The 24,709-nt window shown below is 56.5% G+C and carries 26 protein-coding genes and 1 pseudogene; 15 read left to right on the top strand and 12 right to left on the bottom strand.

Going from position 1 to position 24,709, the window contains the following annotated elements; translation table 11 throughout:
- Nucleotides 1-52 precede the first annotated feature (52 nt).
- From JUK32_RS25320 to JUK32_RS25305, 4 genes are read right to left on the bottom strand one after another with little or no spacing between them, the layout of a single operon-like run.
- Nucleotides 53-607, bottom strand: coding sequence for an alpha/beta hydrolase (locus tag JUK32_RS25320; RefSeq protein WP_204141653.1), 555 nt, complete (start codon nucleotides 605-607; stop codon nucleotides 53-55).
- A complete protein-coding gene (locus tag JUK32_RS25315) occupies nucleotides 604-1,299 on the bottom strand; it encodes a hypothetical protein (protein WP_204141652.1) in 696 nt (231 codons plus the stop codon). Before JUK32_RS25315 ends, JUK32_RS25320 begins: the two co-directional genes overlap by 4 nt.
- Nucleotides 1,300-1,306: 7 nt before the next feature.
- Nucleotides 1,307-2,581, bottom strand: a complete 1,275-nt coding sequence (locus JUK32_RS25310; protein WP_204141651.1) for a sulfite exporter TauE/SafE family protein — start codon at nucleotides 2,579-2,581, stop codon at nucleotides 1,307-1,309.
- A 7-nt stretch (nucleotides 2,582-2,588) separates the two neighbouring features.
- Nucleotides 2,589-3,347 carry a tetratricopeptide repeat protein gene (locus JUK32_RS25305; RefSeq protein WP_204141650.1) on the bottom strand — a complete coding sequence of 253 codons (759 nt, stop codon included), beginning with the start codon at nucleotides 3,345-3,347 and terminating at the stop codon, nucleotides 2,589-2,591.
- A gap of 310 nt (nucleotides 3,348-3,657) precedes the next feature.
- Here JUK32_RS25305 and JUK32_RS25300 point away from each other — a divergent pair, with 310 nt between their 5' ends.
- From JUK32_RS25300 to JUK32_RS25270, 7 genes are all read left to right on the top strand, one after another.
- Nucleotides 3,658-3,918 carry an AbrB/MazE/SpoVT family DNA-binding domain-containing protein gene (locus JUK32_RS25300; RefSeq protein WP_204141649.1) on the top strand — a complete coding sequence of 87 codons (261 nt, stop codon included), beginning with the start codon at nucleotides 3,658-3,660 and terminating at the stop codon, nucleotides 3,916-3,918.
- Nucleotides 3,912-4,235, top strand: a complete 324-nt coding sequence (locus JUK32_RS25295; protein ID WP_239113067.1) for a type II toxin-antitoxin system PemK/MazF family toxin — start codon at nucleotides 3,912-3,914, stop codon at nucleotides 4,233-4,235. The genes JUK32_RS25300 and JUK32_RS25295 overlap by 7 nt, the downstream gene beginning before the upstream one ends.
- Nucleotides 4,236-4,336: 101 nt before the next feature.
- A complete protein-coding gene (locus JUK32_RS25290) occupies nucleotides 4,337-4,975 on the top strand; it encodes a GIY-YIG nuclease family protein (RefSeq protein ID WP_309224636.1) in 639 nt (212 codons plus the stop codon).
- Nucleotides 4,976-5,264: 289 nt separating this feature from the next.
- Nucleotides 5,265-6,530 carry a GTP cyclohydrolase II gene (locus JUK32_RS25285; RefSeq protein ID WP_204141647.1) on the top strand — a complete coding sequence of 422 codons (1,266 nt, stop codon included), beginning with the start codon at nucleotides 5,265-5,267 and terminating at the stop codon, nucleotides 6,528-6,530.
- On the top strand, nucleotides 6,530-7,762 hold the full coding sequence (locus tag JUK32_RS25280; protein ID WP_204141646.1) for a URC4/urg3 family protein: 1,233 nt from the start codon (nucleotides 6,530-6,532) through the stop codon (nucleotides 7,760-7,762). Before JUK32_RS25285 ends, JUK32_RS25280 begins: the two co-directional genes overlap by 1 nt.
- 170 nt (nucleotides 7,763-7,932) lie before the next feature.
- Nucleotides 7,933-8,559: a uracil phosphoribosyltransferase gene (gene upp, locus JUK32_RS25275; protein ID WP_204141645.1), complete on the top strand. Its 627-nt coding sequence runs from the start codon at nucleotides 7,933-7,935 to the stop codon at nucleotides 8,557-8,559.
- A gap of 20 nt (nucleotides 8,560-8,579) precedes the next feature.
- Nucleotides 8,580-8,897, top strand: a complete 318-nt coding sequence (locus JUK32_RS25270) for a DUF2283 domain-containing protein (RefSeq protein WP_204141644.1) — start codon at nucleotides 8,580-8,582, stop codon at nucleotides 8,895-8,897.
- A gap of 17 nt (nucleotides 8,898-8,914) precedes the next feature.
- Here the strand turns inward: JUK32_RS25270 and JUK32_RS25265 are convergent, their stop codons facing one another.
- Nucleotides 8,915-9,232 carry a type II toxin-antitoxin system RelE/ParE family toxin gene (locus JUK32_RS25265; RefSeq protein ID WP_204141643.1) on the bottom strand — a complete coding sequence of 106 codons (318 nt, stop codon included), beginning with the start codon at nucleotides 9,230-9,232 and terminating at the stop codon, nucleotides 8,915-8,917.
- On the bottom strand, nucleotides 9,229-9,492 hold the full coding sequence (locus JUK32_RS25260) for a type II toxin-antitoxin system ParD family antitoxin (RefSeq protein ID WP_204141642.1): 264 nt from the start codon (nucleotides 9,490-9,492) through the stop codon (nucleotides 9,229-9,231). The genes JUK32_RS25265 and JUK32_RS25260 overlap by 4 nt, the downstream gene beginning before the upstream one ends.
- An 87-nt stretch (nucleotides 9,493-9,579) precedes the next feature.
- Between JUK32_RS25260 and JUK32_RS28875 the strand changes: the two are divergent.
- Both JUK32_RS28875 and JUK32_RS25250 read left to right on the top strand, forming a co-directional pair.
- Nucleotides 9,580-9,657 (top strand): annotated as a pseudogene (locus JUK32_RS28875) (uracil phosphoribosyltransferase); the annotation flags it as partial.
- A 112-nt stretch (nucleotides 9,658-9,769) separates the two neighbouring features.
- Nucleotides 9,770-10,798 (top strand): restriction endonuclease, encoded by a 1,029-nt coding sequence (locus JUK32_RS25250; protein WP_204141640.1) that lies wholly within the window; start codon nucleotides 9,770-9,772, stop codon nucleotides 10,796-10,798.
- A 214-nt stretch (nucleotides 10,799-11,012) separates the two neighbouring features.
- Here the strand turns inward: JUK32_RS25250 and JUK32_RS25245 are convergent, their stop codons facing one another.
- The 3 genes from JUK32_RS25245 to JUK32_RS25235 all read right to left on the bottom strand — a co-directional run bounded on the left by JUK32_RS25245 (nucleotide 11,013) and on the right by JUK32_RS25235 (nucleotide 12,389).
- Nucleotides 11,013-11,351 carry a type II toxin-antitoxin system PemK/MazF family toxin gene (locus JUK32_RS25245; protein WP_204141639.1) on the bottom strand — a complete coding sequence of 113 codons (339 nt, stop codon included), beginning with the start codon at nucleotides 11,349-11,351 and terminating at the stop codon, nucleotides 11,013-11,015.
- Nucleotides 11,338-11,562 (bottom strand): CopG family transcriptional regulator, encoded by a 225-nt coding sequence (locus JUK32_RS25240; RefSeq protein ID WP_204141638.1) that lies wholly within the window; start codon nucleotides 11,560-11,562, stop codon nucleotides 11,338-11,340. The genes JUK32_RS25245 and JUK32_RS25240 overlap by 14 nt, the downstream gene beginning before the upstream one ends.
- 155 nt (nucleotides 11,563-11,717) lie before the next feature.
- Complete coding sequence (locus tag JUK32_RS25235) at nucleotides 11,718-12,389, bottom strand: glutathione S-transferase family protein (RefSeq protein ID WP_204141637.1); 672 nt, start codon at nucleotides 12,387-12,389, stop codon at nucleotides 11,718-11,720.
- A 126-nt stretch (nucleotides 12,390-12,515) separates the two neighbouring features.
- Here JUK32_RS25235 and JUK32_RS25230 point away from each other — a divergent pair, with 126 nt between their 5' ends.
- Entirely contained in the window at nucleotides 12,516-14,366 is a 1,851-nt protein-coding gene (locus JUK32_RS25230; RefSeq protein ID WP_204141636.1) for an ABC transporter ATP-binding protein, read from the top strand.
- Nucleotides 14,367-14,580: 214 nt separating this feature from the next.
- Here JUK32_RS25230 and JUK32_RS25225 read toward each other — a convergent pair whose 3' ends face one another.
- Both JUK32_RS25225 and JUK32_RS25220 read right to left on the bottom strand, forming a co-directional pair.
- Nucleotides 14,581-15,378: an MlaE family lipid ABC transporter permease subunit gene (locus tag JUK32_RS25225; protein WP_204141635.1), complete on the bottom strand. Its 798-nt coding sequence runs from the start codon at nucleotides 15,376-15,378 to the stop codon at nucleotides 14,581-14,583.
- Nucleotides 15,379-15,620: 242 nt separating this feature from the next.
- The gene (locus JUK32_RS25220; RefSeq protein WP_204141634.1) at nucleotides 15,621-16,013 is read right to left on the bottom strand and encodes a hypothetical protein; all 393 of its coding nucleotides are present in this window, start codon (nucleotides 16,011-16,013) and stop codon (nucleotides 15,621-15,623) included.
- Nucleotides 16,014-16,670: 657 nt separating this feature from the next.
- Between JUK32_RS25220 and JUK32_RS25215 the strand changes: the two genes are divergently transcribed.
- From JUK32_RS25215 to JUK32_RS25195, 5 genes are all read left to right on the top strand, one after another.
- Entirely contained in the window at nucleotides 16,671-17,999 is a 1,329-nt protein-coding gene (locus JUK32_RS25215; RefSeq protein WP_239113066.1) for a glycosyltransferase family protein, read from the top strand.
- Nucleotides 18,000-18,168: 169 nt separating this feature from the next.
- Nucleotides 18,169-19,428: a glycosyltransferase family 4 protein gene (locus JUK32_RS25210; RefSeq protein WP_204141633.1), complete on the top strand. Its 1,260-nt coding sequence runs from the start codon at nucleotides 18,169-18,171 to the stop codon at nucleotides 19,426-19,428.
- Between the two features lie 4 nt (nucleotides 19,429-19,432).
- The gene (locus JUK32_RS25205) at nucleotides 19,433-20,653 is read left to right on the top strand and encodes a glycosyltransferase family 4 protein (protein ID WP_204141632.1); all 1,221 of its coding nucleotides are present in this window, start codon (nucleotides 19,433-19,435) and stop codon (nucleotides 20,651-20,653) included.
- A gap of 70 nt (nucleotides 20,654-20,723) precedes the next feature.
- Nucleotides 20,724-22,553, top strand: a complete 1,830-nt coding sequence (locus JUK32_RS25200; RefSeq protein ID WP_204141631.1) for an ABC transporter ATP-binding protein — start codon at nucleotides 20,724-20,726, stop codon at nucleotides 22,551-22,553.
- A 76-nt stretch (nucleotides 22,554-22,629) separates the two neighbouring features.
- Nucleotides 22,630-23,664, top strand: coding sequence for a phosphotransferase (locus JUK32_RS25195; protein ID WP_204141630.1), 1,035 nt, complete (start codon nucleotides 22,630-22,632; stop codon nucleotides 23,662-23,664).
- Between the two features lie 61 nt (nucleotides 23,665-23,725).
- Here the strand turns inward: JUK32_RS25195 and JUK32_RS25190 are convergent, their stop codons facing one another.
- The gene (locus tag JUK32_RS25190) at nucleotides 23,726-24,310 is read right to left on the bottom strand and encodes a fasciclin domain-containing protein (RefSeq protein ID WP_239113065.1); all 585 of its coding nucleotides are present in this window, start codon (nucleotides 24,308-24,310) and stop codon (nucleotides 23,726-23,728) included.
- Nucleotides 24,311-24,709 lie beyond the last annotated feature (399 nt).

The following is a 24,709-nucleotide window of genomic DNA, read 5'->3' as shown; positions in this document are numbered from 1 at the left end:
AGGGGGATTTAGGGTGAGGGGTTAAAGGTATGCGCAGTTACGCCGAGCAGTACTAGCGCAGGATGTCGGTTTCGAAGATGTCGGCTAGGGCTTCTAACGGCTCCAAAATGTCGTAAAGCTGGTTGTAGGTTTCGAGCAGGCGATCGCCCCGCACCATCAACTCTGGCGTGGGATAAGCCTGCATGACTTCTAGCAGCGTAATTTCGTTATCGTCAGCGGCGGAAGCAATGATGGCAGAACGCAAGGCCTGGCGACTGCCCGCCCCGGACGCGGGGTGAATAATTTCCCCCACCTGATCCAGCGCCCATTCCCCTGGCAGCGAGTTCAGCGCAAAATCAAGCACCGTGAGATTAACCGGCACGGGATCCGTTAAGGTGGTTTGCACTGATGCCGGTTCCTGGTTAGCCAGTTTCAGTAGTTGCTCTAATTGTCCAGAAGGCTCGCCCGTGGCCGCCAAGTCTTCCAACTCAGTGATGGGCACTTGCATCGAAATCGGGCCGTAAGTCAGCACAATTTTTTCCGCAGCGATCGCCCCTGACGCCTGGCCCAATAGTGCAGCGACACCGCCCGCGAGGCCCGTTAATAATACTTTTCCCGTCAATTTCATTCCTCACCTCTGGGCGATCGTCCGCCACTGATTATGGCGATAGCTAAGCCTACAACAATAACAAGGCCGACCCCAATGGCCGGGGCTATCCAACGCGTAGACGATACAGGAGGCATCGGAGTTTCCGCAGTTTGAGAAACTTCTGATTCTGAGGCGGCGATCGCGGTCTCCGAGGGCGGCGGTTCATCACTGATAGCCACATCAGGAGCCGTGGCCGGGGTCTCGTCATGGGCCGACGGCGCGGCGGCCGCACCGGGGGCAAGGCTGGCCACAGTCACCTCAAAACTCAGCTCAAAGGGGGTGAATGCTCCGGCCTGTTGAGGACTGCCCGCCAGCCGCAGTTCATAGGCTCCCACCTGGGGAAAGGTGACCGTCGCACCGGGAATATTTTGGAACCCCTCGGCGGACATGGCCGTCAGCGTGGGTGTCTCGACGGCGGTCGCTTGGCTGTCGTAAAGGGTGAGGGTACAGTCACAGGCGGCTAACGGAATGACCTGGCCGCCGGCTTGGGTCAGGGCAAACCACAGATCGGTCGCTTCTCCAGCCCGGGCGATATCGTTGGGCTCGATGTGCAGGGTGGCACCCACATCATCGGCAATTTGGACGTCGTGGGCGATCGCAGGGGCCATGGCCGCGCCACCCAGCAGCGTCGCGAGCAGCAGTGAACGGTGAAGAGGAAAGAGTACAGCCATTAGCGGGTTAGTGACATTGAGATGTGGAGGACGGAGTGGCTGGCCGCGATTTGGCCGCTGGCGCATACCACTGCTTAAGGTTGAAGAGTCGCCAGCAATAGGGCGATCGCAACGCCATCACCAACAGCAAGCTCCCCGTTAGTAAGCCGGAATGCACCAGCGGTCGCCCTTGTAGTTGCAGACTGCCGAGATAACTCGATCCAGCGACGATCGCGTGCAGCCCGCCCAGGAACAAAGCTGGAATACTCAGCAGATGCAGCGATCGCCAAGCCTGGCCCAAGCGCCGCTGGGCCGGATCGGTACTGGTTAGCGTCAGCGGCACCATCAGCAGGAGGGCGATCGCGCCAGCGAGCATCCCCCACTGGTGCGGCGGCAGCATAAAGCGCACCGCTGCGGGTTGCCAGTTCCAGCTATGTTCGAGCATGTGGACAGTGTGCGCCAAGGCCATCACAAACGCCCCGACGCCCAATAAGCGGCGAAATCGCAGGGGCTGGGACCAAACTTTGCTGATGGGCCGAGCAATTAGAGCCAGGGCCAGCAACAGGAGCGACCAATGGCCCGCATAATCCACCATGAGGTCGCCCGTTCTGAGCAGGGTCAAAATGCCAATCAGCAGGGTAATCCAACCGCCGAGTTGAAAGAGCTGACTGCGGCGATCGCGGCTCAACCAGGCGCTATAGGTGCCCAGGCCCACCATCATTGGCAGCGTGCCCAAACCAAATGCCCCCATGGTTGCCGCTCCCGCCAGTAGCGAACTAGTTTCCGCCGCTTTGATCTGCGCCGTATACAGAAAGCCACAGGGAATCAGCCCCCAAGCGAGGCCCAGCAACAGCGGCGTCCACCAGCGGCGAGACTGGGCAGTATGCCCCATGACGTGCTGGAGGCGATCGTGCAGCGCCCCCTGCAACGGATGTAGGAATGGCAGTTGGGGCAACAAGCCTGGAGCCACCTGCCGCAAACCGATGAAAATCAACAGCGTGCCCGTGAACAGCGCCATGCCCCGCCGGAGCCCACTGCCCACTCCGGCCATGTGACCACTGGCGACCAAGACAGAGCCCAACCCACCAATAGCGGCTCCCACCAATACATAACTGGCGAGCCGTCCCAAATTCAGGCACAGGTGGAAACCGAACTGTTGGGCTTTCGTGGGGAGTGCCGTCGTCGCTGCGGACTGAGTCCGAGCGGCAAGGGCAAACGCGACCGTAATGGGGCCGCACATGCCCACACAGTGGCCAAAGCTTCCCAAAAACCCTAAAGCAGCGATGAGTGACAGTTCCAACACGCGGGTCTTAGCCCTCCAGGGTCAAAAACTGCTCCAGGGCATCCGCCATCTTCGGGGGCCAACGGCGAATGTTGCGCACCCAATCCACATCTTTATAGCGGCTATCCAAGCCCTCAACGGCAACCCACTGGCTTTCCGCTTCCCCCCTTTTGTTGCTAGCCCACAATCCGGCGGTCAATGCTGCCCGCGCATCGGGAAAATTGGGATACTTGCGCACCACGCCTCGCAATACCTTTAGGGCTTCATCACTGCGATCAACTTGATAGAACGCGAGTCCCTGGTTTACCCGCGCCAGCGCAAAATTGGGATCAAGGTCGGCGGCTGTTTTGTAATCTGCGATCGCGGCCTCCCAGTCTCCCAGCCCCGCTTCGGCATTGCCGCGATTATTCAGCGCCCCCGCTTCTTGGGGATCAATTTCCAGGACGTAGTTGTAGTCAGCGATCGCGGCCTCCCACTCTTGCTGCATTTCGTAGGCCGCCCCCCGGTTCAGGTAAGAGTCAGGTTCATCGGGGGCGAGGGCAATGGCTTGGGTGTAGTCGGCAATGGCCTCATCCAGTTGAAACTGGCTGGCCCGCACAATGCCCCGATTACTCCAAATTGCGGGTTCCTCTGGCAAATACTCCAATAGCTGCGTCCACAGCTCATCCGCTGCGGCATAATCGCCCTCGCGACTGGTGATAAAGGCTTTTTCGCGCAGGGTGGCGATTGCCTGAATGTCGGCCTGGCTAAAGTCGGCAGGGGCGGGGGCCGCGATCGCGGGCAACATCCCTCCCCATCCTAGGCACAGGCAAAGACACAAACTGGCAAACAGACGACTAAGAGTTTTTGAAAGCACTGGCTTGATAAATGATGGGAGGCACTTTTATAGACTATCGAGTCAGGCGACGAAAAGGAAATAAAGATTACCGCTAGGGGAGATTTTAGGCCAGGCGCACCCAGGTAGTAGCAGGCCAAGATTGTGAACATATTGAGCTGGGGCCGCCCAAGAAGCATGAAATTCATTTGTCGCAGTTGGAACAGCTTCAAGAATGTAATTACAATGTGATCACACCCTCGGGTTCGACCAGGATTTAGCTATGGGCACTATCGTCAGAACGCGGCTTGTCAAAATTGGCAACTCTCAAGGCGTGCGGATTCCTAAGATGCTCTTGGAGCAAAGTGGGATTCAGGAAGACATTGAAATTGAGGTTCAAGGGGATTGTCTCACCATTCGCACCGCCCAAAGTGCTCGACTCGGATGGGATGAGGCATTTGTGGAAATGGCCGAACATCAAGATGATGAACTGTTCGATGAAGTTAATCAGACAGATTGGGAGCAATCCGAGTGGGAATGGTAGTCCGGCGTTTTGATGTCTTTTTGGTCAATTTAGATCCCACAGTTGGCAGTGAAATTCAGAAAACTCGCCCTTGTGTCGTGATTTCACCAGATGAGATGAATCGCCACATTGCCACCGTGATTATTGCGCCCATGACCACCCAAGGAAAGCCATACCCCACTCGGGTTATCTGTAAGTTTCAGGGCAAAAGTGGCCAAATTGTCTTAGATCAAATGCGTACGGTTGATAAGGCGCGATTAGTCACAAAGCTGGGTCAAATCAGTCGAGATGAGCAAAAACTGCTCATGGCTACCCTGGCCGAGATGTTTGCTGAATAGATCACTTGCAAATGCTTGTACAACCAAGATTTCCGCCCCGAGCTGGGATGGCCAAAGTGCGGCTATCTTCCTTCTTCACAATTCCGTGACTTATAGCGTGGGTGCAGTATCATCAGTGGGTGCAAACGCTAGATGCAGGCGATCGCGTGGCGGACTATCAACCCTCTCTGCTCTCCACTCAAGACCTCAAAGCCGCTGAGGTGTCTTGGGCGTATAACCGTCCCGCCCAGCAAACGGTCCTGAGCGCCGCCGAACTCACCGCTTGGAAACAGCGCATTCACGAGTTTCAACAGACGGTGACAGGGGGAGCAGGCGCGACCCAAGGCAGCTTATTTGGCGAGAGTGCCCCCTCCCCTGGGGACGAAATCGATCCCTTTACCCTGCCCCAACGCAATGCGGAGTTTTGGCGCGAGCAGTTCACCGATACGGGCAATGCCGCGCTGTATTTTGTGGTGGATCATGAGGCGGATCTGCTGCTCTATGTGGGCGAGACCGTCAAAGCCAATCAGCGTTGGAAGGGCACCCACGACTGCAAACGCTACATTCTGAACTATGTGTCGGCGCACCGCGCCGCCGATTTGCCCGTGCAGGTCAACATTGGCTTTTGGCCCTACGCCCCCGACGATCGCCAGGCCCGTCAGTCCCTGGAAGCGGCGCTGATCCGCAAATGGCGATCGCCCTTCAACAAAGAAAACTGGCGCAAATGGGCCACCCCTTTCATCGGCCAGAGCGACATTTGACAGAAAGGGGACGGTTCCCTCGGCTACTTCAGAACAAAGAAAACTATGCACGATGCCAAAGGGAACCGTCCCCTGGGCGAATACCGACATTGCAATCTGCACTACAGTCTGGGCTACCCGGCGTTGTGAGGGGACGGTTCCCGGCGGGATGATCGGCAAGCCGTTTGCTAAAACCCAGGGAACCGTCCCCTTTGCACCCCCTGGGCGAATACCGACATTGCAACCGGCACTACAGTCTGGGCTACCCTGACAGGATAGGTTCAAAATTTAGTGATCAAGGGGCTCTACGATGACCTCGGCTCAGTCGCCTCGCCATAAGCACATTGTGCTTACCTCCCACCCGGCTCAATTTGGCAGTCAGCCACACCCCGTTAAGTGGGGCCATCCTGACCCGCAAGAACGCGGCCCCATCATTGCCACTTTGGGCAACCTGGCCCATCGCAACGCCATCGGCACCCATTCTGGCGGCTATGCCGTGTATCGGGCGTTGGCGATCGCCAGTGGCAGTCTCAAACGTGATCACCAGGCCGACCTCACCGACACGTCCCCGACGGTGTCCATTGGCCCTTACCCCAGTTGGGGCGACCCCGACAAAATTGTCGCCCTCGATCCTTTTGGCACGCTGGACAATAACCTGTTTGCCGATTTGCGGGCAGAAGGCTACGACATTCGCCCCTCCATCGCCATCACCAAGGCCCACATCAACATTCCCGAACTGCAAGACGCCGTCGCTCAGGGGCGTCTCAAGGTGGACGGCAAAATTTTGAAAGCCAACGGCGAACTGGTGGTGACCAAGGCGGCGATCGAGCCCGTCTGGCATCTGCCCGGCATCGCCAAGCGCTTTGGCGTGGCGGAAAGCGACTTGCGTCGCACCTTGTTTGAGCAAACTGGCGGCATGTTCCCCGAGTTGGTGACCCGGCCCGATTTAGAAGTGTTTTTGCCACCCATTGGCGGACATACGGTCTACATCATGGGCGAAATCGAAGCGATCACCGACCCCGCCAAACCCCTGGCCGTCCGCATCCATGATGAATGCAACGGCTCCGATGTGTTCGGCTCCGACATTTGCACCTGTCGTCCGTACCTGGTTCACGGCATTGAGGTGGCGATTCAAACGGCGCAAGTCGGCGGGGCAGGGGTGATTATCTACGCCCGCAAAGAAGGCCGCGCCCTGGGAGAAGTGACGAAGTTTCTGGTGTATAACGCCCGCAAACGACAGGCCGGGGGCGATCGCGCCGACACCTATTTCGCCCGGACGGAATGCGTGGCCGGGGTGCCCGACATGCGCTTTCAAGAAATCATGCCGGACGTGATGCACTGGCTGGGCATCACCCGCATTGACCAGTTCGTGTCGATGAGCAATCTGAAATATGACGCCGTGACCCAGTCCGGCATTGAGATTGGTGAGCGCATCACCATTCCCGAAGAGCTGATTCCCGAAGATGCCCAGGTGGAAATGAAGGCGAAAAAAGCGGCCGGTTACTACACCGAGGGCGAGGTGCCCGACGAAACGGTGCTGGAAACCACCATCGGTCGGCAATACGAGGAGGCATGATGACACCGTCAGAGTCCGCCGCGATCGCCTACCTCCGCACCCCCCAAGCCATCCGCGATCGCTGCCAGCAGTTATTCACCCTCTGCGAGACGGGAAAGCTAGAACATTTCGCCTGCGACCTCAGCCAGTTGGACGCTGTCGCGGCGTACGTGGTGGAAACTACCCAGCAGTTCTATCCTGACTTTGAGGTACCCTTTCACTCCCGCTGGCGACACTTTGACGCCGGGGGCACGCCTCGGCTAGCCCAGTTGGATGAAATGCTCACGGGAATGTCAAGGCCAGAAGCGGCGCGATCGCGCCTCGACCTCGCCATTGTCAGCGTGCTGCTGGATGCCGGGGCGGGGAGCCAGTGGCGCTACCACGATCGCGTTGCTGACCAGGTGCTAGGGCGATCGGAAGGATTGGCGATCGCCAGCCTCCACGCCTTTCAACAGGGCGTCTTTTCGTCCGACCCGGATCAGCCCTACCAAGTGGATGCCGCCGGACTGCAAGCCCTCACCGAGACCGACTTAGCCAACGCCTTCCAGGTCAGCGACGACAATCCTTTAGTGGGGTTGTCAGGAAGGCTGCAACTCTTGCACCAACTCGGCCACACCCTCGCCGCTCAGCCCCAGCGATTTGGCACCAACTTTGCACGTCCAGGTAACCTGCTGGACTATTGGCAGACCACGTACGGAGCCACGCTGGATGCCGGGCATCTGTTGACCGAAGTGTTGGTCAGTTTCGGCGATATTTGGCCGGGGCGCGTGGCGATCGCGGCTACCAACCTCGGCGATGTGTGGCCCCATGCCGCCCTACCCGACACCGCTCCCGGCAAGAATCTGGTGCCCTTCCACAAGCTGTCCCAGTGGCTCACCTACTCCCTGGTGGAGCCCTTGCAGTCCGCTGGCCTCACCGTTACCAACCTGAACGCCCTCACCGGACTGGCGGAATACCGCAATGGCGGTCTCTGCGTGGATCTGGGGCTGCTCTTGCCCAAACACGCTGCCGTCACTCGCGAGGCGCATTCGCCCAGTTCCCCCGTAGTGTTGGAATGGCGTGCCCTCACCGTCGTGATGCTGGATCGAATTGGCGATCGGGTGCGCCAACAGTTGGGCAAATCTCCCGACGAACTGCCCCTCATTAAAGTCCTCGAAGGGGGCACCTGGGCCGCTGGTCGCCGCACCGCCAAACACCGGCGGCCCGACGGTTCACCACCCATCACTATCCACAGCGACGGCACCGTGTTTTAATTCAAAATTTGAAATTTGAAATTTGAAATTGATTCACATCCTGTGCGGGCGAGACCTTTCGTGAACGACACATTGATTGCCCCCAATCTGTCGCACCCACCCTGCCACCCTCATCCCCTGCCACCCAACCACCCTGCCACCCACTTACTCCATCTACCCCACCGACCCTCATGACCGTCACCCTCATCGACCATCCCCTCGTCCAGCACAAGCTGACCCTGATGCGGAAAAAAGACACCAGCACCGCCAAATTTCGCAGCCTGTTAGGCGAAATCAGTATGCTGCTGGCCTACGAAGTCACCCGCGACATGCCCTTAAAAAAGGTCGAGATTGATACACCTTTATCCAAAATGAATGCGCCGATGCTGGCGGGCAAAAAAGTGGTGTTGATTTCCATCATGCGCGCGGGGCAAGGCATTCTCGACGGCATGTTGCAGCTCATGCCGTCGGCGCGCGTGGGTCACATCGGCCTCTACCGCGACCCGCGTACCCACATCGCGGTGGAGTATTACTTCAAAGTGCCGGGAGATGTCTCAGAGCGGGACATGCTGGTAGTTGACCCCATGCTGGCTACGGGCAACTCTGCCGTCGCCGCCGTCCATCGCCTCAAAGAAACCCAACCCCATTCCATCAAATTTGTCTGCCTCCTCGCCGCCCCCGAAGGCATCGAGTATTTTCACTCCGAACACCCCGACGTGCCCATCTTCACCGCCGCCATTGATGACAAGCTCGACGAGCACGGCTATATCTTGCCAGGAGTCGGGGATGCGGGCGATCGCATGTTCGGCACCAAATAAACATTGCTCCTCACTGGCTGATGAACATTCAATTTGATCCAGATTTGGATACGCTGTATCCGCGATTGGCAGAAGGCGACGTAGTTGACTCAGAAACCATTGAGTCGGATCTGGTGTACGACTACGATAGAAAAGATCAGATTATTGGCATTGAGCTCCTACGGGTCAGACCTAATTTGCCTGATTTAGCCACCAAAGCACTACCCTTTCAAACTTTCAGTCAACAGATTGAGTTCCTCAGCTTTTTAGAAACGATCGCTGACTCTGACCTGAAATCAAAGCTGACCTTTGCCCGACAAATTTTGCAGAATCAGCAGCCCTTTTTGCTCAACGCTTGAGCTTTCCAGGAGAAGCGCTATTCGCTTTCTGCAAAGAGAACCGTCACATCTTGATAGCCACTGATAATACGGAAGACCTCGATCACATCGTCAAGTAAACGATAGAAAATCAGATATTGCTTATAGGGCAAGCTTCGTAGGCCGGGATAAAGCTCATCGCGTTTACGGCCAATTTGAGGGAATTGGGCAACCCGGTTCAGCGTTGCATCAATACCGATTAGGAAGCTTTCTGCACTGGCAAGGCTGCTATGGGTAGCAAGGAAGTCGGCAATGGCTTCAATAATGGCTTCAATGTCTTGACTGGCGCGGGGCGTAATCCGGCAGATCCGGTTCATTGCTCAGCGTGGCGGTTCTGAAGCCGCTGACGAATGGCCTCAATTTCTGTCGAGGCATCCATGAGTTCGCCCCGTTCTGCTTCAATAGCACCGAGCAAGACTTCCTGACGCAATTCTTCAAAGCGGCCCTGGTAAAGATGCTCACGCTCAGCTAAGGCTTGCAAGCCAGCAAGGAGAATTTCATCGAGAGAGGTATATTTGCCATTGGCGATTTGGCGCTCGGCAAACTGCTGGAGTTCGGGGGGCAGGGATAAAGCCATCGCTGTGCTGAAAAATTTACTGAGTTGGCTATCAGTTTAGCGTGCGATCGCGGCGTGAGTGATTGCTTGATCGCCCTGCTGCCAGGGCGGCAGAACGATCTGCACAGCGTCTATATTTTGCCGGGGTTAGAGGATGCGGGCGATCGCATATTCGGCACCAAATAAATCCCTAATTTGAACCTGATTTTTGTGGTTTCCACCCGAGCTAATCCTTAGTAGTTGGACTCCAGTTATGAATCACTGCTGAGTAATTTGGGCACTCTCAACTAGCGGAGTAATGGCTGGATATTACCCCCATCAAAGTGCAGGTCGGCTTCAAAACTTGCACCGTGAACATTGCTCCATGTTCTTGCCTGCGCTGGCTCATTACACCATGACTCTGCCTACTTACGATGAACTAATGTTGCCGCTACTAAAGTTAGCGGCACAAGACGATCAAGAGCATCCGATTCGAGAATTACGTGAGCAGTTGGCTCAGAAACTCAATCTAACTCCTGAGCAACGCACAATCAAACTTCCGAGTGGCAGACAAGCCGTATTTGATAATCGTGTTGGTTGGGCATCCACGTATCTCCGCAAAGCAAAATTACTGGAAAGAACTCGACGTGGTTATGTCCGAATTACTAAACGGGGACGTAAGATTCTAGCCGAAAACCCCAACTCTATTGATGACTTATATCTCCAGCGCTTTAACGAATTTAAAGCCTTTAGGGATAGAGCTACATCCGAGAAGACTGAAACAACAATATCAGAAATACCCAAAAGCCCTCAGTCAACCACTCCAGACGAAGTGATCGGCAATGCATATTCCATCTTTGAAGCCAACCTAAGAGATAATCTATTGGATAAAATCATGCTCATGGATCCAAGCAAGTTTGAATGGTTGGTTCTGAGCTTACTCCACGCCATGGGATATGGCGGTAGCATCAAGGATATAGAAGGAGTACCTGTTGGACCAGATGGCGGTATCGACGGCCTAATTAAAGAAGACAAACTAGGTCTTGATGCAATTTACATTCAAGCAAAACGCTGGGAAAACGATAAATCTGTTGGGCGAGAAAAAATCCAAGCCTTTCAGGGTGCTTTGGCTGGAGTCGGTGCCCGTAAAGGTGTTTTCATGACAACTTCTAGCTTTACGAAACAAGCTAAGACTTATGTGGAACGACTTCGTGATAGTAAAATTGTTCTTGTTGATGGTCAAGAACTGGCCCAGCTCATGATTGAACATGATGTTGGTGTCAGTATTGAAAAAACATTTGATCTAAAAAAGATTGACGAGGATTTCTTTAGCGATGCCGATATTTAGTTCTGAGCTCTTTGCTATCGAAGTTTTAATCTAAAACTACTTGATAATCTGAAGGAGGCTTCGCAGATTTTATTAGTCTTTATGGATGCAGGCTTATGATTGCGGTTTTAATCACTAGCGAAGTAGCCATTGCTTCTGAAGCGTTGGAGTAATCCACAACGTTGGATGCGCAATCGGGCTCTCACTGACGATGCTCAGCATCCGCACGCTCTAACTAAGGCAGTGCCAGATGTAATTTCAGGGTTGCATCTACTTGCTGCATTAGTCGAGAATTTAGGCGGCCTGCGATCGCATCATCCAATCGCTGAACTGAAATCGTACGAATTTGTTGTGCCTGCACCTTCGACGGTTTTGATAGTCCGCTCTCTTCCGGTTGGAGCAACACCTCAAAGGGATAGACCCGCCTCACATTGGAAGTAATCGGCAAAATCGTCACCGTACTGGCAGCGCGATTATTCGCATCATTGCTGACGATTAACACTGGACGGCGTTTGGCCGTTTCCGACCCCACGGTGGGATTCAAATTAGCGTAATAGATATCACCACGCTTCATCGCTCAGCCCGTCTGAAATGGTTACGTCCCAGATCGGATCAACTTCCTGCGCCGCTTCCCGATAGGCGGCTTCTAACTCTTGCGATCGCAACAATTCCAATGCCTGCTCAATCACCTGTGAGCGAGACTTACATTGGTGGGCCACTTTATAGTTTTCGACAAACTCCAGCAGGAAAGCTGGCAAAGAAACCGATACTTTTGCAGCCTGCATCGTCATACCTCAAGTAGCAAAAGGCTTCCTACTCAGGGTAGCACGGCTATTTAGCCTGGTTGCATGGCCCAATCCCTGTCAGATCAGCCCCCAGAGCGCATCTGGCTCAACCCCGTTCCGGCAAGCCGAACTGCCGACAAGGTGCCGCTACTGGGCTACGAATAGGGTCGTGCTGCCGCCGCGTCAATGAAGGGTAAGGTTTCTGCCTCGTGGGCGGCATCGCGGCACCAGGCTTGCACGGACTCCAGTGCTTGCGTGCGGGTGACAAACTGCTGAGCCGTGGGCTGGAGCTGAATGCCGTAGGTGACGAACCGCAATGCTACCGGCACGTACATCACATCCGCAATGGAAAACTCACCGCACAGCCAGGGGCCACCATAGCGCTCAAAGCCGTCTTGCCAAAGCCGCTCGACTCGCGAGATTTCCCGTTGGGCAGCACTGGAAAAGTCGTCGAGCGATCGCTGCTGACACACCCGCAGATTTTGCGGCAGCTCTTCCCGAATGGCCATAAAACCGGAGTGCATTTCCGTCGCGATGGAACGGGCATGGGCTCGCGCCGCGCGATCGCTGGGCCAGCCCACGGTATCGGAAAAGTTTTCCCGCACATATTCCATAATGGCCAACGAGTCCCAAACCGCGATCGCGCCATCGAGTAACACGGGCACTTTACCCGCTGGGGTATACCGCTTGATCTCGGTCTGCCACTGCTCGGTAAACAACGCGAGTTTGATTTCCTCAAATTCCACGCCGCTCTGGCGCATAAATAGCCAAGCCCGCAACGACCAGGACGAATAATTTTTATTGCCGATAATCAGCTTTAGAGACACCGCAGTGGCCTGCTCAATAAGTGGTTACCTCGGCAAGCGTCGCCGAGATTTTTTGCCAGCGTAGCGCCTCTCACGGTTCCTATCAAGCGGCAAGCACTGGGGCAGCGAGCCCAGTATGCTGAAAAGATGGTGACACGACACATAAGACGTTGGCAGCGAGCGGCGCAACGGCAGTTAGCAACTTGGCAGAGTGCGCTCGATATTTATCAATATTGTGGCCGGGCGGTTGAATTGGTGTGGCAGACCCACAGCCGCTTAACGCTGGGGCTCGCGGTTTGTACGTTGGTCTCTGGGTTGCTGCCGGGGGCGATCGCCTACTTTGGCAAACTGATTGTCGATGGGGTGATTCAAGCGGCGGAGTCAGGGACGATCGCCGATCGCAATCAAGCGCTCCAGTATTTGGCGATCGAGGCGGTACTGGTGATGGCGCTGGCGGGGGCACGTCAGGGGCTCAATCTGTGTACCTCGCTGCTGCGGGCGTTGCTGGCGCAAAAGGTCAACCTGCTCATTCTTGAAAAGGCCCAGCGACTGCCCCTGTCCTACTTTGAAGATTCAGAATTCTACGACAAGATGAATCGCGCCCGTCGGGAGGCGTCGAGTCGGCCCCTAAGCATGGTGAATCGGACCTTTGGCCTGATGCAAAATGTCTTATCGCTCCTCACTTACAGCGGTTTGCTGCTGCAATTTTCGGGGTGGGCGGTGGTGATTTTGCTCGGGGCGACGGTGCCAGCCTTTGTGGCCGAAACCCGGTTTGCGGGCCAAGCCTTTCGGCTGTTTCGCTGGCGATCGCCCGAAACCCGCCGCCAAAATTATTTGGAAGTGCTGCTCGGTCGCGAAGATTATGCCAAGGAGGTCAAGCTGTTTCAGCTGGGGCCGATGCTGCTCCAGCGGTATCAGGCGATCTTTGAGCAGTTGTATGGCGAAGACCGCGATCTCACCGTGCGGCGCAGTGGGTGGACTTACGGACTGGGCTTGCTCAGCACCGCCGCCTTCTACAGTACCTACTGCTGGATTGTGTTGGCCGCGATCTCCCGCCGCATTTCCCTCGGTGAGTTGACGATGTATCTCACCGTATTCCGTCAGGGACAGAATGCCTTTACCGCCATTTTGACCGCGATCGGCGGCATGTACGAAGACGGCTTGTATTTGTCGAACCTGTATGAATTTTTGGAGCAGCCCATTCCCCAGACCGAGGGAACGGCGCGTTCTGGCCCTGACCCCAGCGACGGCCTGCGGTTCGAGCACGTTTCGTTCACCTATCCGGGATCCAGCAAACTGGCCTTGTCCGATGTAACCTTTCGTCTGCAACCGCGCCAAAAGTTGGCGATCGTCGGAGAAAACGGTTCCGGCAAAACGACGCTGATCAAGCTGCTGACTCGGCTGTATGTGCCGACTCAGGGCCGCATTTTGCTCGATGGTCGCGATTTGCAGGAATGGGATGTGGCGGTATTGCGCCAGCGCATCGGCGTCATTTTTCAAGACTTTGTGCGCTATCAGTTCAAAGTGGGGGAAAACATTGGCGTGGGTGATGTGCAGCACCTAGAGCAAGAGCCCCAGTGGGCGATCGCGGCCCAAAAAGGGACGGCCAAGCCCTTTATCGAAGCGCTACCCGACGGGTTTCAAACGCAGTTGGGCCGCTGGTTTAAGGGCGGTCAGGAACTGTCGGGCGGCCAATGGCAAAAAGTAGCCCTGTCGCGGGCCTTCATGCGCTCGGATGCCGATTTGTTGGTACTCGATGAGCCCACCTCGGCCATGGATGCGGAAGCAGAAGCCCAAATTTTTGATCAGTTTCGCCTTGCAACGGAAAATCAGATGGCAATTTTGATCTCCCATCGCTTTTCGACGGTGCGGCGGGCCGATGAAATTTTAGTGCTATCGGCGGGCCAAGTGATTGAATATGGCACCCACGAAGCCTTGCTGGCATATAACGGTCGCTATGCTCGCCTGTTTCAAATGCAAGCGGCTGGATATCAGTGATGCCTCCAGTCAGCCTGGGGCAAATGTAGAGCCAAATGTCCCCTGACTAACATGCGGTCACGTCAGTTGAGCACCATGCCTGGCGACCTCATAGCGCTCGGCGTCGATACCATCGGGTAATCGGGCCTTCGCTGAGCTCAACAACCTGGAGAGAGATGTTGGTTTTCAGCTCGCCCCGGATGCCCCGGCCATCTGAAAAAATCGGCCTTTGGCCTTACATATTCCCTAAGACCGCACTGCCCGTGCCCTGAAACATGAGCCAGGATAAAAAGAAGTTAGTGATAAAGATCGCCAGCAGGGCAGTGACGACCGCCGTGGTGGTGGATTGGCCGACCCCTTTGGCTCCGCCGGTGGTGGTGAGTCCCCAACTCGCGCCAATAATCGCAATCAGGATGCCGAAGACAAACGCCTTGATTAGGGCTGACATCAAATCCCAAGTAGAGAGAAAGTTTTGGGCCGAATCGAGAAATACCTCTTGGGTAATGCCGTACAGGTTCGTCGCAATCAGCAGGCCGCCACTCATCCCCGTGATGAAAGACAGTAGCGTCAACACTGGCAGCATCAGCGCACAGGCCACCACCCGAGGAATCACCAAATAGTCGATCGGATCGGTCTTTAAGATTTGGAGGGCGTCGATTTGCTCGGTGACCTTCATCGTGCCGATTTCGGCGGCAAACGCTGAGCCCACGCGGCCCGCCAGCACGACCGCTGTGAGTACCGGGGCCAATTCTCGTGCCAGGGTCAACGCTAATACCCCGCCCACCGCTGTGCCAGCCCCAAAGTTGATAAACTCGCGAGTTACTTGAATAGTGAACACCATGCCGACGAAACTAGCCGTCAGCAGGGCAATCATCAGCGACTCGGGGCCAACGGCCACCATTTGCTCAATCGTGTTGCGACGATGAAGCGGGCGGGAGATCAAATGCATGACCACCTGCCCCATGAGCATCACCGCCGCAAAGGAGCGGCGGCCCCACTTGGAAAGACTGGAAAGTTCGATGGCCTGCGCCAAGAAATCACCTCTAATCAGCGATCGCCCTTACTCAGCCAGGGGAGATTGTTCCCAATGACCCGCAGCAAGAACCATCGCCATTATATAGAAATGCCCTCATTGCAACAGTCCTCTGTCCTAGCCTTCCATGCTGGCAACGGCGGCGATCGCACCGCGCCCCGATAATTCCCCACAAAAAACAGGGCAAACCCACTGGATTCACCCTGCAAAGTCAGAAGCTAGAAAACACAATCACTCAAGCGCTAGCGCTTTTTCATATCCTTCGCCATGTCTCGAAACATGTCCATACTGGTGTCGGTTTTGGCAGTGCGGCGCTGAAAATCCGAAGAAGCGGTGGACTTAGCAGCGTCAAAACTAGAAGCGCTGGTGCTGCTGCTAGACGATTGGGCGGGCAGGCCCTGCTCATCTAACTCACGCATCCCCATTGCCGAAATTTGCCGTACCGATTCCAATTCCTCTTGCCCCTTTTTGCGGGCAAAGGTGCGCTTTACTACTTTCGATGAGCGCATGTAGTCAATGTCGCCAAAAGTCTTGGCGTCATCTTCACTCAAGAAGAAGGCACCGGTTTGCTTGGGCTGAGGCGCAGAGGGTTTCGAGTTTTTACGGCTGAACAAGCCACGAATAAAGCCAGTCATGAACTTTTCCTGAGTAAGCGAGGAACGTCTATGTAATTTATCGTAACGTTAAACATTAACTTATGACTGGATTTATGAGAATTCTGAGAAAAATCTACTAGTCAGGCCGCGCGATTAGTCCTGTTAGCCAGGATGGACGGGGCATTGCTGCCGCTTTCTGTATATGAGAAGACTTTTATGAGAAGACTTTAAAGTGACGTGGTTGGCGATCACGCCTCCCCCCTCATTCTGAATGTTTCGTGCTCTGAATGTTTCGTGTTCTGATATCTGAATGTCTTGTGCCAGACTACCCCAACCCCTGAGCCGCTGATGGAGGCATCTCGTGGTGAGCACGTCCCCTGGCGTGACAGTGGAACGTTGGGCAAATTGAGCTGTAAATTCGGCAAATTTGCGGGAACTTCGAGATGAAAACGTTCTCATAAAACCTTCACGTCAGCTTTAATGAGGATCCGCATTCTGTAGATACTTAACCCAGGCTTAACCCGTCATTGGTGGTGGCCTGGCCTTCGGGGATACTGGGATCAGCTCCCTAGGTTTTCCGGTTGCCATCGGTTGGTCACGTTAGGAAACCTCTCTCCTCCCGTCTGTCCAACTGAGTGTCGAACTGAAAATCGCCCCCGAGATGCATCTATCGTTTGCGCCGTGAAGGAGCTTTCCTTGGTTTCTATTTCCTCGACCTCACCCCCCCTCGCTTCGTCCGCTCTGCATGCCGCCAATTATTCACCGCCTTTGCCGCTAGCAGCGGTGCCGTCCGAAACCGATGCGGGTGTGTGTGGTCATCCCCAGGGCAAGCGATCGCGCATCGTCCTCTATTCCCACGACACGATGGGATTGGGACATAAACGCCGCAACCTACTCATCGCCCAAGCCCTCGGCAGCTCAGACATGCCAGCCGACATTCTGATGATTAGCGGCATGCGCGATGCCAGTGATGTCCCGACTCCCGCCGGGGTGGACTGTCTGACGTTACCCGCCCTCTGCAAACGTGAAGACGGTCAGTATCAGTCCCGGCGTTTGGGACTGGAAGTAGAAGAGATCATTGGCTTGCGATCGCAGCTCATTCGCACCGCTGTCAAAAGCTTCCAGCCCGATGTGCTGATTGTGGACAACGTGCCGCGCGGCGCGATGCGCGAGCTGGACCCGACGCTGGAATATATGCGATCGCAGCCCCACAGCCGCTGTGTGCTGGGCCTGCGGGATGTGTTGGATACCCCCGAAGCCGTCCGGCGAGACTGGCGACGAGCCGACAATTGCGCCGTCTTACGCCACTACTACGACGCCATCTGGATTTACGGCGACCCCAACCTGTACGACCTGCGGCAGGAATACGGCCTGCCAACAGACATCGCCGCGAAGATGCAGCCCCTGGGCTATCTCGACCAACGCTCTCGGCTGCACTACATCCGCCCCAGCGTGCGCGCCAATCTAGATGCCCTCAACCTGCCCCAAGACAATCTGGTGGTGTGCTCAGTGGGGGGCGGTCAGGATGGGGCAGCCCTGGCTCAAGCGTTTGCCCAGGCCACCTTTCCAGAGGGCATGACCGGCGTATTGGTGACTGGCCCCTTCATGCCCCCCGAGGTGCAGCAAACTCTTTTCGATCAGGTATCCCAAAATCCTCAACTACGGATTGTGGACTATCTCGAAGAACCCACCCTGCTGCTGGCACAGGCCAGTCGGGCGATCGCCATGGGCGGCTACAACACCACCTGCGAAATCCTGTCCTTCCAAAAACCCGCCCTGCTGGTACCTCGCATCGCCCCCCGCCAAGAGCAGTGGATTCGCGCCGAACGGCTGCACCAGCAGGGCCTGGTGGATGTGCTGCATCCCGATAATCTCAGTCCAGAAGCGTTGACCAAATGGCTCCATCAACCCGTTGCCCCTAACCAGGTTCGTCCCTCGATCAATCTCAACGGCCTGGACAATCTGCTGAAAGCGATGCAGCAAATGGTGATCTCTCAACCCACTTCCACCCCAAAGGCATCTTAAAACCAGGATGCGGTGAAAGGGGGGCATTGCAGCATTTTGGCAAAGCAGCGCCCCTGGCGCTAAGCACCCGATAGCTAATCAAAATTCAAAACTCCTCATCACCCATCCCCCTCACACCCTCATACCCCCTACCCCCTTACCCTCATACCCCCTTACCCTCATACCCTCAATGCCCTCTCCCAAACTCGCCTACGTGGTCAAACGCTACCCCCGCTACTCTGAGACCTTCATCGTCAACGAAATTTTGGCCCACGAAGCCGCAGGCATCGACCTGCACATCTTCGCCCTGCGGCCCCCAGCGGATACCCACTTTCAGGACAAGATTGCGCGGGTGCGGGCTCCGGTCACCTACTTAAAGAAGCCCGCCCAGGGCCGCATGAATCCCTCAGTTACCACCCTGACCCCCAATTCCGGCACCTACTTCTGGGCGGAATTGCAAGAAGCGGCCAAGGTCATGCCGGGTCTCTGGGCCAAGTTGGGCGATGCCGCCGGAGAGCGAGCCAGTGTGGTGTATCAGGCGGCCTGGCTGGCCCAGGACATGCGACAGCAGGGCATTACCCATCTGCACGCCCACTTTGGCAGCATTGCGACCAGCGTTGCCCGGTTGGCAGCCCACTTTGCCGAGGTGCCCTACAGCTTTACGGCCCATGCGAAAGACATTTTTCACGATGATGTGGAGCCTGAGGATCTGCGGCGCAAGCTACGGGATGCGGCCACGGTGGTCACCGTCAGCGATTACAACGTGACGCATTTGCAGCAGCAGTTTGGAGCCGATGCGGGGAAAGTCCGCCGCATCTACAACGGCATCGATTTGAGTGAACTGCACTACCAACCGCCTACCCAGCGATCGCCGCGTATCCTATCCGTCTGTCGCTTGGTGGAAAAGAAGGGGCTGCTGTACCTGATTGACGCCTGCGCCCTGCTGAAGCAGTGGGGCTGTGAGTTTACCTGCCAGATTGTGGGCACGGGGCCGTTGGAGGGGGAGCTGCGATCGCGCCTCACTGATCTGCACCTGAACGATTGGGTCGAAATCGTTGGCCCTCGGCCCCAGGGAGAAGTATTTGCCCTGATGCAGCAAGCCGCTGTATTTGCCGCTCCCTATGTGATCGGCAACGACGGCAATCGGGATGGCCTACCCACCGCATTACTGGAGGCGATGGCCTTGGGCACGCCCTGCGTCGCTACGGATGTCACAGGCATTCCCGAACTCATTCACGATCGCGACACTGGGTTGCTGGTGGCGCAGCGAGATGTCGAGGGGTTGGCAACCGCGTTGCGATCGCTGCTGACCCAACCGGAAATGAGGAGTGCGATCGCGACCCAGGCCCGACACCTGATCGAAACCGAGTTCGACATTACCCGCAATGCAGCGGCGCTGAGAGCTTGCTTTCAATCCCCCACAGCAGCACCTGAACTACAGGAGGTCTAAAGCTATGCGTATTGCCTACATCTGCGCTGATCCGGGGATTCCCGTGTTTGGCCAGAAGGGATGCTCGATCCATGTGCAGGAGGTGATTCGGGCCTTTCGGCAACAGGGAGCCACAGTGGAGCTGTTTGCCGTGCGCTGGGGTGACGAACCTCCGGCAGATCTGGCCGATTTGAACACCCATCGTCTTCCTCCCGTCCCCAAAGGAGAGCCGGGGATACGGGAGCAGGTAGCGATCGCCATTAATCCTGACTTGCGGACTGACTTGGAACTCAACGGCCCCTTCGACCTGATTTACGAACGCTACTCCCTTTGGAGCTACAGCGCTATGGAGTTTGCCCAAGCCAGCGGTATTCCCGGCATTTTGGAGGTCAATGCTCCTTTGATTGAAGAACAGGCCGAGCACCGGGGCCTGGTACATCGAGAGCAGGCAGAACAGGTAGCCGATCGCGTGTTTCGGGCCGCCAGCAGCATCGTGGCCGTCTCGGAAGAAGTCAAAACCTATCTCAGCCGCTGGGACATTGCCGATAAAGTGCAGGTCATCCCCAATGGGGTAAACCATCACCGCATTGCAGCCTCTGTAGAATCTGCAATGCCTAAAAGTCCAGATACCTTTACCGTCGGCTTTGTCGGTTCTCTCAAACCCTGGCATGGCCTGTCCCATCTGGTGAACGCCTTCGCCCAACTGCATCAACGCATCCCCCAGTCGCGGCTGTTAATTGTGGGGGACGGTCCCCAGCGTGATTCCTTGCGAGCCGATTTGGCACAACGGGATTTGTCAAACGTGACTCACCTGACCGGAGCGGTTTCTCCCACCGAGATTCCCGCCCTGCTGGCGGCGATGGATGTGGCAGTCGCACCTTATCCCGCCAATCTAGATTTCTACTTCTCACCGCTGAAAGTGGTGGAATATATGGCGGCGGGGTTGCCAGTGGTGGTCAGCGACCTTGGGCAGTTGTCCCATCTGGTCACCCACGGTCAAACCGGGTGGTTGTGCCCGCCAGGGGATGAGGGGGCGTTAGCTGAAGCGCTGGAGCATCTATATCATTCTCCTGAGTTGCGCCAGCGGTTGGGGCAGGCAGGGCGGCAATACATTCTGGCCCACCACACCTGGGAAAAGGTGGTCGAGCGGATTTTGGCGATGGCGTTTGGACACTCCTCTGAACTTTGTCGGTTGGCGTTGAGCGGTAGCGAAACCCAACATTTCCGAGAACGTTGGGTTTCCTGATGTCAACCCAACCTACGGTAAGGCAGCTTTTTGCGTTTACAGACTCAATACCATTTGACGAAATCAACCGATGAACCGAACGGCTCCGATTCAACAAGCAATCCCTGGACTGGGGCGTATTGTGCGTCATTTCTGGCCGGATATTCGTCCCCAGTGGCCGCTGCTGGTGGTTTCTGGCATGGCTCTGCTAGCTGAGGTGGGGCTGCGGGTGCTGGAACCCTGGCCTCTGAAGGTGATTTTTGACTATGTGCTGATTCCGGCCCAGAGCGATCGCTTACCCTGGCCCCAGCTCACGACAGTGGACCCAGTATTACTGCTGACAGCAGCGGTGGCGAGTATCGTCGCCATTACCGGACTGCGGGCGATCGCCGCCTACTGGAGCACCGTTAGCCTGGCGATCGTGGGCAGTCGGGTGATGATGCGGGTGCGCGATCGCATCTACCGCCATTTGCAACGGCTCTCCCTGGGCTACCACTACCAGGCGCGCAGCGGAGACTTGATCATCCGGGTCAGCAGCGATGCTAGCCGCCTGCAGGAAATTTTGCTCACCGCCGCCCTGCCCCTGGTGACCAGCATTCTCACCCTGACGGGCATGGTGATCGTCATGGCCTGGCTGGATTGGAAACTGACCCTGCTCTCCCTGGTGACGTTTCCTCTGTTCTGGCTGGCGGCTACCCGGTTTAGCCAGCAGATTCGTCACGCCTCCTATCAGCAGCGGCAGCAGGAGGGGGCGGTGGCGGCGACGGCGGCGGAATCCCTGGCGGCGATCAAGCTGGTGCAGGCGTTGTCTCTGGAAAGTGCCTTTGCCGATGTCTTTTCCCAGCAAAACCGCCGCAGCCTGGAAGACAGCGTTGCCACCAAGCGCCTCGCCGCCCACCTGGAGCGCACCGTGGATGTGCTAATTGCCCTGGGAAGTGCGCTGGTGCTGTGGTACGGTGCCCGCCTGGTGATCCAGGATGCCTTGACGCCAGGGGATGTGCTGGTGTTTATGACCTACCTGAAGAATGCTTTCAAACCCGTGCAGAACTTCGCCAAGTACACCGGACGGTTGGCTAAAGCCGCGGCTTCCGGGGAGCGCATTTTAAATGTGCTGGAGCAAACCCCAGAGGTGGATGACCGGCCCCAGGCCCAACCCGCCCCCATCTTCAAAGGAGCGGTGCGGCTGGACAACCTCCACTTCGCCTACGAACCGGGCCATGACGTGCTGCAGGGGATTGATCTCTCCGTGCGACCGGGGCAGCAGGTAGCGGTGGTCGGCCCTTCCGGCAGCGGCAAGTCTACCCTGATGAGTTTGCTGCTGCGGCTCTATGATCCCACCAGCGGCAGGGTGCTGATCGACGGCCAGGATATTCGCGACTACACCCTGGATAGCCTGCGTCCCCAAATCAGCGTGGTGTTGCAGGAGAGTCTGCTGTTTGCCGCCACCATTCGGGAAAATATCGCCTACGGCATTGCCGGAGTCAGCGATCGCGAAATCGAAGCGGCGGCAAGGTTAGCTAATGCCCACGAGTTCATCACCCGATTGCCCCAGGGTTACGACACGGTGGTGGGAGAACGGGGGGCGACCCTGTCCGGTGGGCAGCGACAGCGGATCGCGATCGCCCGCGCCGCCATTCGCCGTACCCCCATCCTGATTCTCGATGAACCCACCACGGGCCTCGACCAGGCCAACGAACAGGCAGTGGTGGATGCGCTGCGCAGGCTCTCCCAAAATCGCACCACGTTTCTCATTACCCATGACTTGCACCTGGCCCCCCAGGCCGATCGCATCCTGTATCTGGAGCAGGGGCAGGTTTTAGAACAAGGCACTCACTGCGAGCTGATGCAACGCAATGGAGCTTACGCCGCTTTGTTTCGCATGCAATCGGCCATTCGCGAGGAAGTGACCCCGATGAGTTAATGGCTCACCACCCAGAACTCCGGCTTTTTGAAAAAGCCGGAGTTCTTTAGCTGCCACCCGAGATGAGATTTCCCCCGTGACCCTCAGCACCTCTGCCTTAGACCCCAAAATCCCCTTCCTAGCTGACGCCCTTGATCTGCACCAGGCCCAGACTCAGCTCCAGCCCATCTTCCCCAACCTGCGTGAGGTCACTGCTGCTACTCTGATCCGCCACAAGCCCGGACGCCGCGCCCTGATCAAGTATCAGCTCGACACCTCAGCCGGCCCCCTCACCCTGCTGGGCAAAATTCGCGCCAAAGGCACCGACTGGAACAGCTACAAAATCCAGCAAGCCCTCTGGAATGGGGGCTGGGCCGCCGATCGCCCCGATGGTTTCTCCGTGCCTGAGCCCCTCGGCGTCATCCCCAAGTGGCACATGGGGCTCCAGCGCCAGGTTCCCGGCATCCCCGCCACCGACGTACTGCTCACCGATGCAGGCATCCCCCTCGCCCGCCGCATCGCCGCCCTGGCCCACAAACTCCATCACACCCCCATCCCCACTCCCAAAACCCACACCCTCACCGACGAACTCCGCATCCTGCACGATCGCCTCCCCCTCGTTGCCGACCAACATCCCCACTGGCGATCGCGCCTCACCACCCTCCTGCAAACCTGCGACACCCTCGCCCACTCACCTACCCACCGACTTCACCTACCCACTTACCCTATTCACCGCGACTTCTACCCCGACCAAATCCTGGTCGATCGCGATCGCCTCTGGCTGATCGATCTAGATCTCTGCTGCCAAGGTGACCCGGCGATCGACATCGGCAACTTTATCGCCCACATCACCGAGCAGAGCCTGCGGCAAACGGGTGATCCCACTGCCATGGGTGACCAGGAAGCCGCCTTCAGAGAAGCCTTTATGCGAGCCTGGCTCTCCGCCGGTGCCGATAAACATACGGTTGAGATCAACCAACTTCATAGAGCCATTGAGCTTTACACCGTGCTGAGCCTCGTGCGTCACATTCACATCAGTAACCGCATCCCTGCTCGCCGTCATTTGACGGCAGCAATTCTGACCCTTTGCGAAACGCGATCGCAGCAATTGAGGCAGGAAATAAGTCACTAAAAAATCCCCAGACGATCAAAGTCTCTGGGGATTGCACCAATGCTTAAACAGCTAGGTTGGCTTAGAGCTGCAAGTCAGGCGGCAGCAGCACCTGATCGATAACGTGAATCACGCCATTACTCGCCGACACATCAGCCTGCACCACAGTGGCTTCATTCACCATGACAGTGCCAGTAGCATCATCCACATTTATCGATATCGGCGACCCCGCAACGGTGTCGACATCGCCCGACATTACCTCAGCTGCGGGCACTGCCTGGGGCAGCACGTGGTAGGCCAAAATCTGGGTGAGCGTTTCCTGATTTTCAGGCAGCAAGAGCTGATCCAAAGTACCTTCCGGTAGAGCAGCAAAGGCTTCATTGGTAGGCGCAAAGACGGTGTAAGGCCCTTCCGCCGAGAGCGTCTCAACCAGTCCTGCTGCCTGAACGGCCTGAACCAGAGTGCTAAAGGACTCGTTACCAGCGGCCACATCGACGATAGTGCCTGCGGATTCCATGCCGGCAGATTCTTCAGTAGTGGTAGGTTCTTCGGTAGCCATCCCTTCGTCTGCCGGTTCGACGGCAGTGTCAGAAGGTGCTTGGCAGGCTCCTAAGGTGGCGATCGCGCCTAATCCAATCAGGCCGACGACCAGACGCTTTGGAAACATTGAGTTTGCCATATGGTTAACCTTGAGTAACAGTGATTTTTCCTTTATAAAAGTTAACGTTGGTCATCATAAACAGGATCGCCCTTTAGACAGAGATTCGCTGAAACAGCGGCCCATGACTTCAGAAACCGGCGTCATTGATACCAAATCCTATTTGATGACCCCTGATTCGAATCTGGTGCGTTCGAGCTGAGCTTGTCGAAGCTCTATGCTGTTTCAGGGTTATGTGGGTCGGATTTGGTATGACAGGTTTTTAGTCCATCCCAGAAGTAACCAGCTCACGAGAGATAACCAAGAGACACAACCTTGCCCACATACGTTCCCCAAGCTGCAATAAGGCGATGGTGGCAAATCTTTGGAGCAGCTCGCACCCGCATTCTCATCTGGTCTTTAGTGCTG

Source organism: Halomicronema sp. CCY15110, assembly GCF_016888165.1.
GTDB lineage: Bacteria > Cyanobacteriota > Cyanobacteriia > Phormidesmidales > Phormidesmidaceae > Halomicronema.
Note: the sequence above shows the minus strand (reverse complement) of the source record. Positions and strands in the feature narration are given on the sequence as shown.

Bases quoted from the DNA above. Each gene is read 5' to 3' on its own strand.
- JUK32_RS25320 (WP_204141653.1), bottom strand. From the start codon at position 607: ATGAAATTGACGGGAAAAGTATTATTAACGGGCCTCGCGGGCGGTGTC.
- JUK32_RS25315 (WP_204141652.1), bottom strand. From the start codon at position 1,299: ATGGCTGTACTCTTTCCTCTTCACCGTTCACTGCTGCTCGCGACGCTG.
- JUK32_RS25305 (WP_204141650.1), bottom strand. From the start codon at position 3,347: ATGTTGCCCGCGATCGCGGCCCCCGCCCCTGCCGACTTTAGCCAGGCC.
- JUK32_RS25300 (WP_204141649.1), top strand. From the start codon at position 3,658: ATGGGCACTATCGTCAGAACGCGGCTTGTCAAAATTGGCAACTCTCAA.
- JUK32_RS25295 (WP_239113067.1), top strand. From the start codon at position 3,912: ATGGTAGTCCGGCGTTTTGATGTCTTTTTGGTCAATTTAGATCCCACA.
- JUK32_RS25285 (WP_204141647.1), top strand. From the start codon at position 5,265: ATGACCTCGGCTCAGTCGCCTCGCCATAAGCACATTGTGCTTACCTCC.
- JUK32_RS25280 (WP_204141646.1), top strand. From the start codon at position 6,530: ATGACACCGTCAGAGTCCGCCGCGATCGCCTACCTCCGCACCCCCCAA.
- upp (WP_204141645.1), top strand. From the start codon at position 7,933: ATGACCGTCACCCTCATCGACCATCCCCTCGTCCAGCACAAGCTGACC.
- JUK32_RS25270 (WP_204141644.1), top strand. From the start codon at position 8,580: ATGAACATTCAATTTGATCCAGATTTGGATACGCTGTATCCGCGATTG.
- JUK32_RS25265 (WP_204141643.1), bottom strand. From the start codon at position 9,232: ATGAACCGGATCTGCCGGATTACGCCCCGCGCCAGTCAAGACATTGAA.
- JUK32_RS25260 (WP_204141642.1), bottom strand. From the start codon at position 9,492: ATGGCTTTATCCCTGCCCCCCGAACTCCAGCAGTTTGCCGAGCGCCAA.
- JUK32_RS25250 (WP_204141640.1), top strand. From the start codon at position 9,770: ATGGCTGGATATTACCCCCATCAAAGTGCAGGTCGGCTTCAAAACTTG.
- JUK32_RS25245 (WP_204141639.1), bottom strand. From the start codon at position 11,351: ATGAAGCGTGGTGATATCTATTACGCTAATTTGAATCCCACCGTGGGG.
- JUK32_RS25240 (WP_204141638.1), bottom strand. From the start codon at position 11,562: ATGCAGGCTGCAAAAGTATCGGTTTCTTTGCCAGCTTTCCTGCTGGAG.
- JUK32_RS25230 (WP_204141636.1), top strand. From the start codon at position 12,516: ATGGTGACACGACACATAAGACGTTGGCAGCGAGCGGCGCAACGGCAG.
- JUK32_RS25220 (WP_204141634.1), bottom strand. From the start codon at position 16,013: ATGACTGGCTTTATTCGTGGCTTGTTCAGCCGTAAAAACTCGAAACCC.
- JUK32_RS25210 (WP_204141633.1), top strand. From the start codon at position 18,169: ATGCCCTCTCCCAAACTCGCCTACGTGGTCAAACGCTACCCCCGCTAC.
- JUK32_RS25205 (WP_204141632.1), top strand. From the start codon at position 19,433: ATGCGTATTGCCTACATCTGCGCTGATCCGGGGATTCCCGTGTTTGGC.
- JUK32_RS25200 (WP_204141631.1), top strand. From the start codon at position 20,724: ATGAACCGAACGGCTCCGATTCAACAAGCAATCCCTGGACTGGGGCGT.
- JUK32_RS25190 (WP_239113065.1), bottom strand. From the start codon at position 24,310: ATGTTTCCAAAGCGTCTGGTCGTCGGCCTGATTGGATTAGGCGCGATC.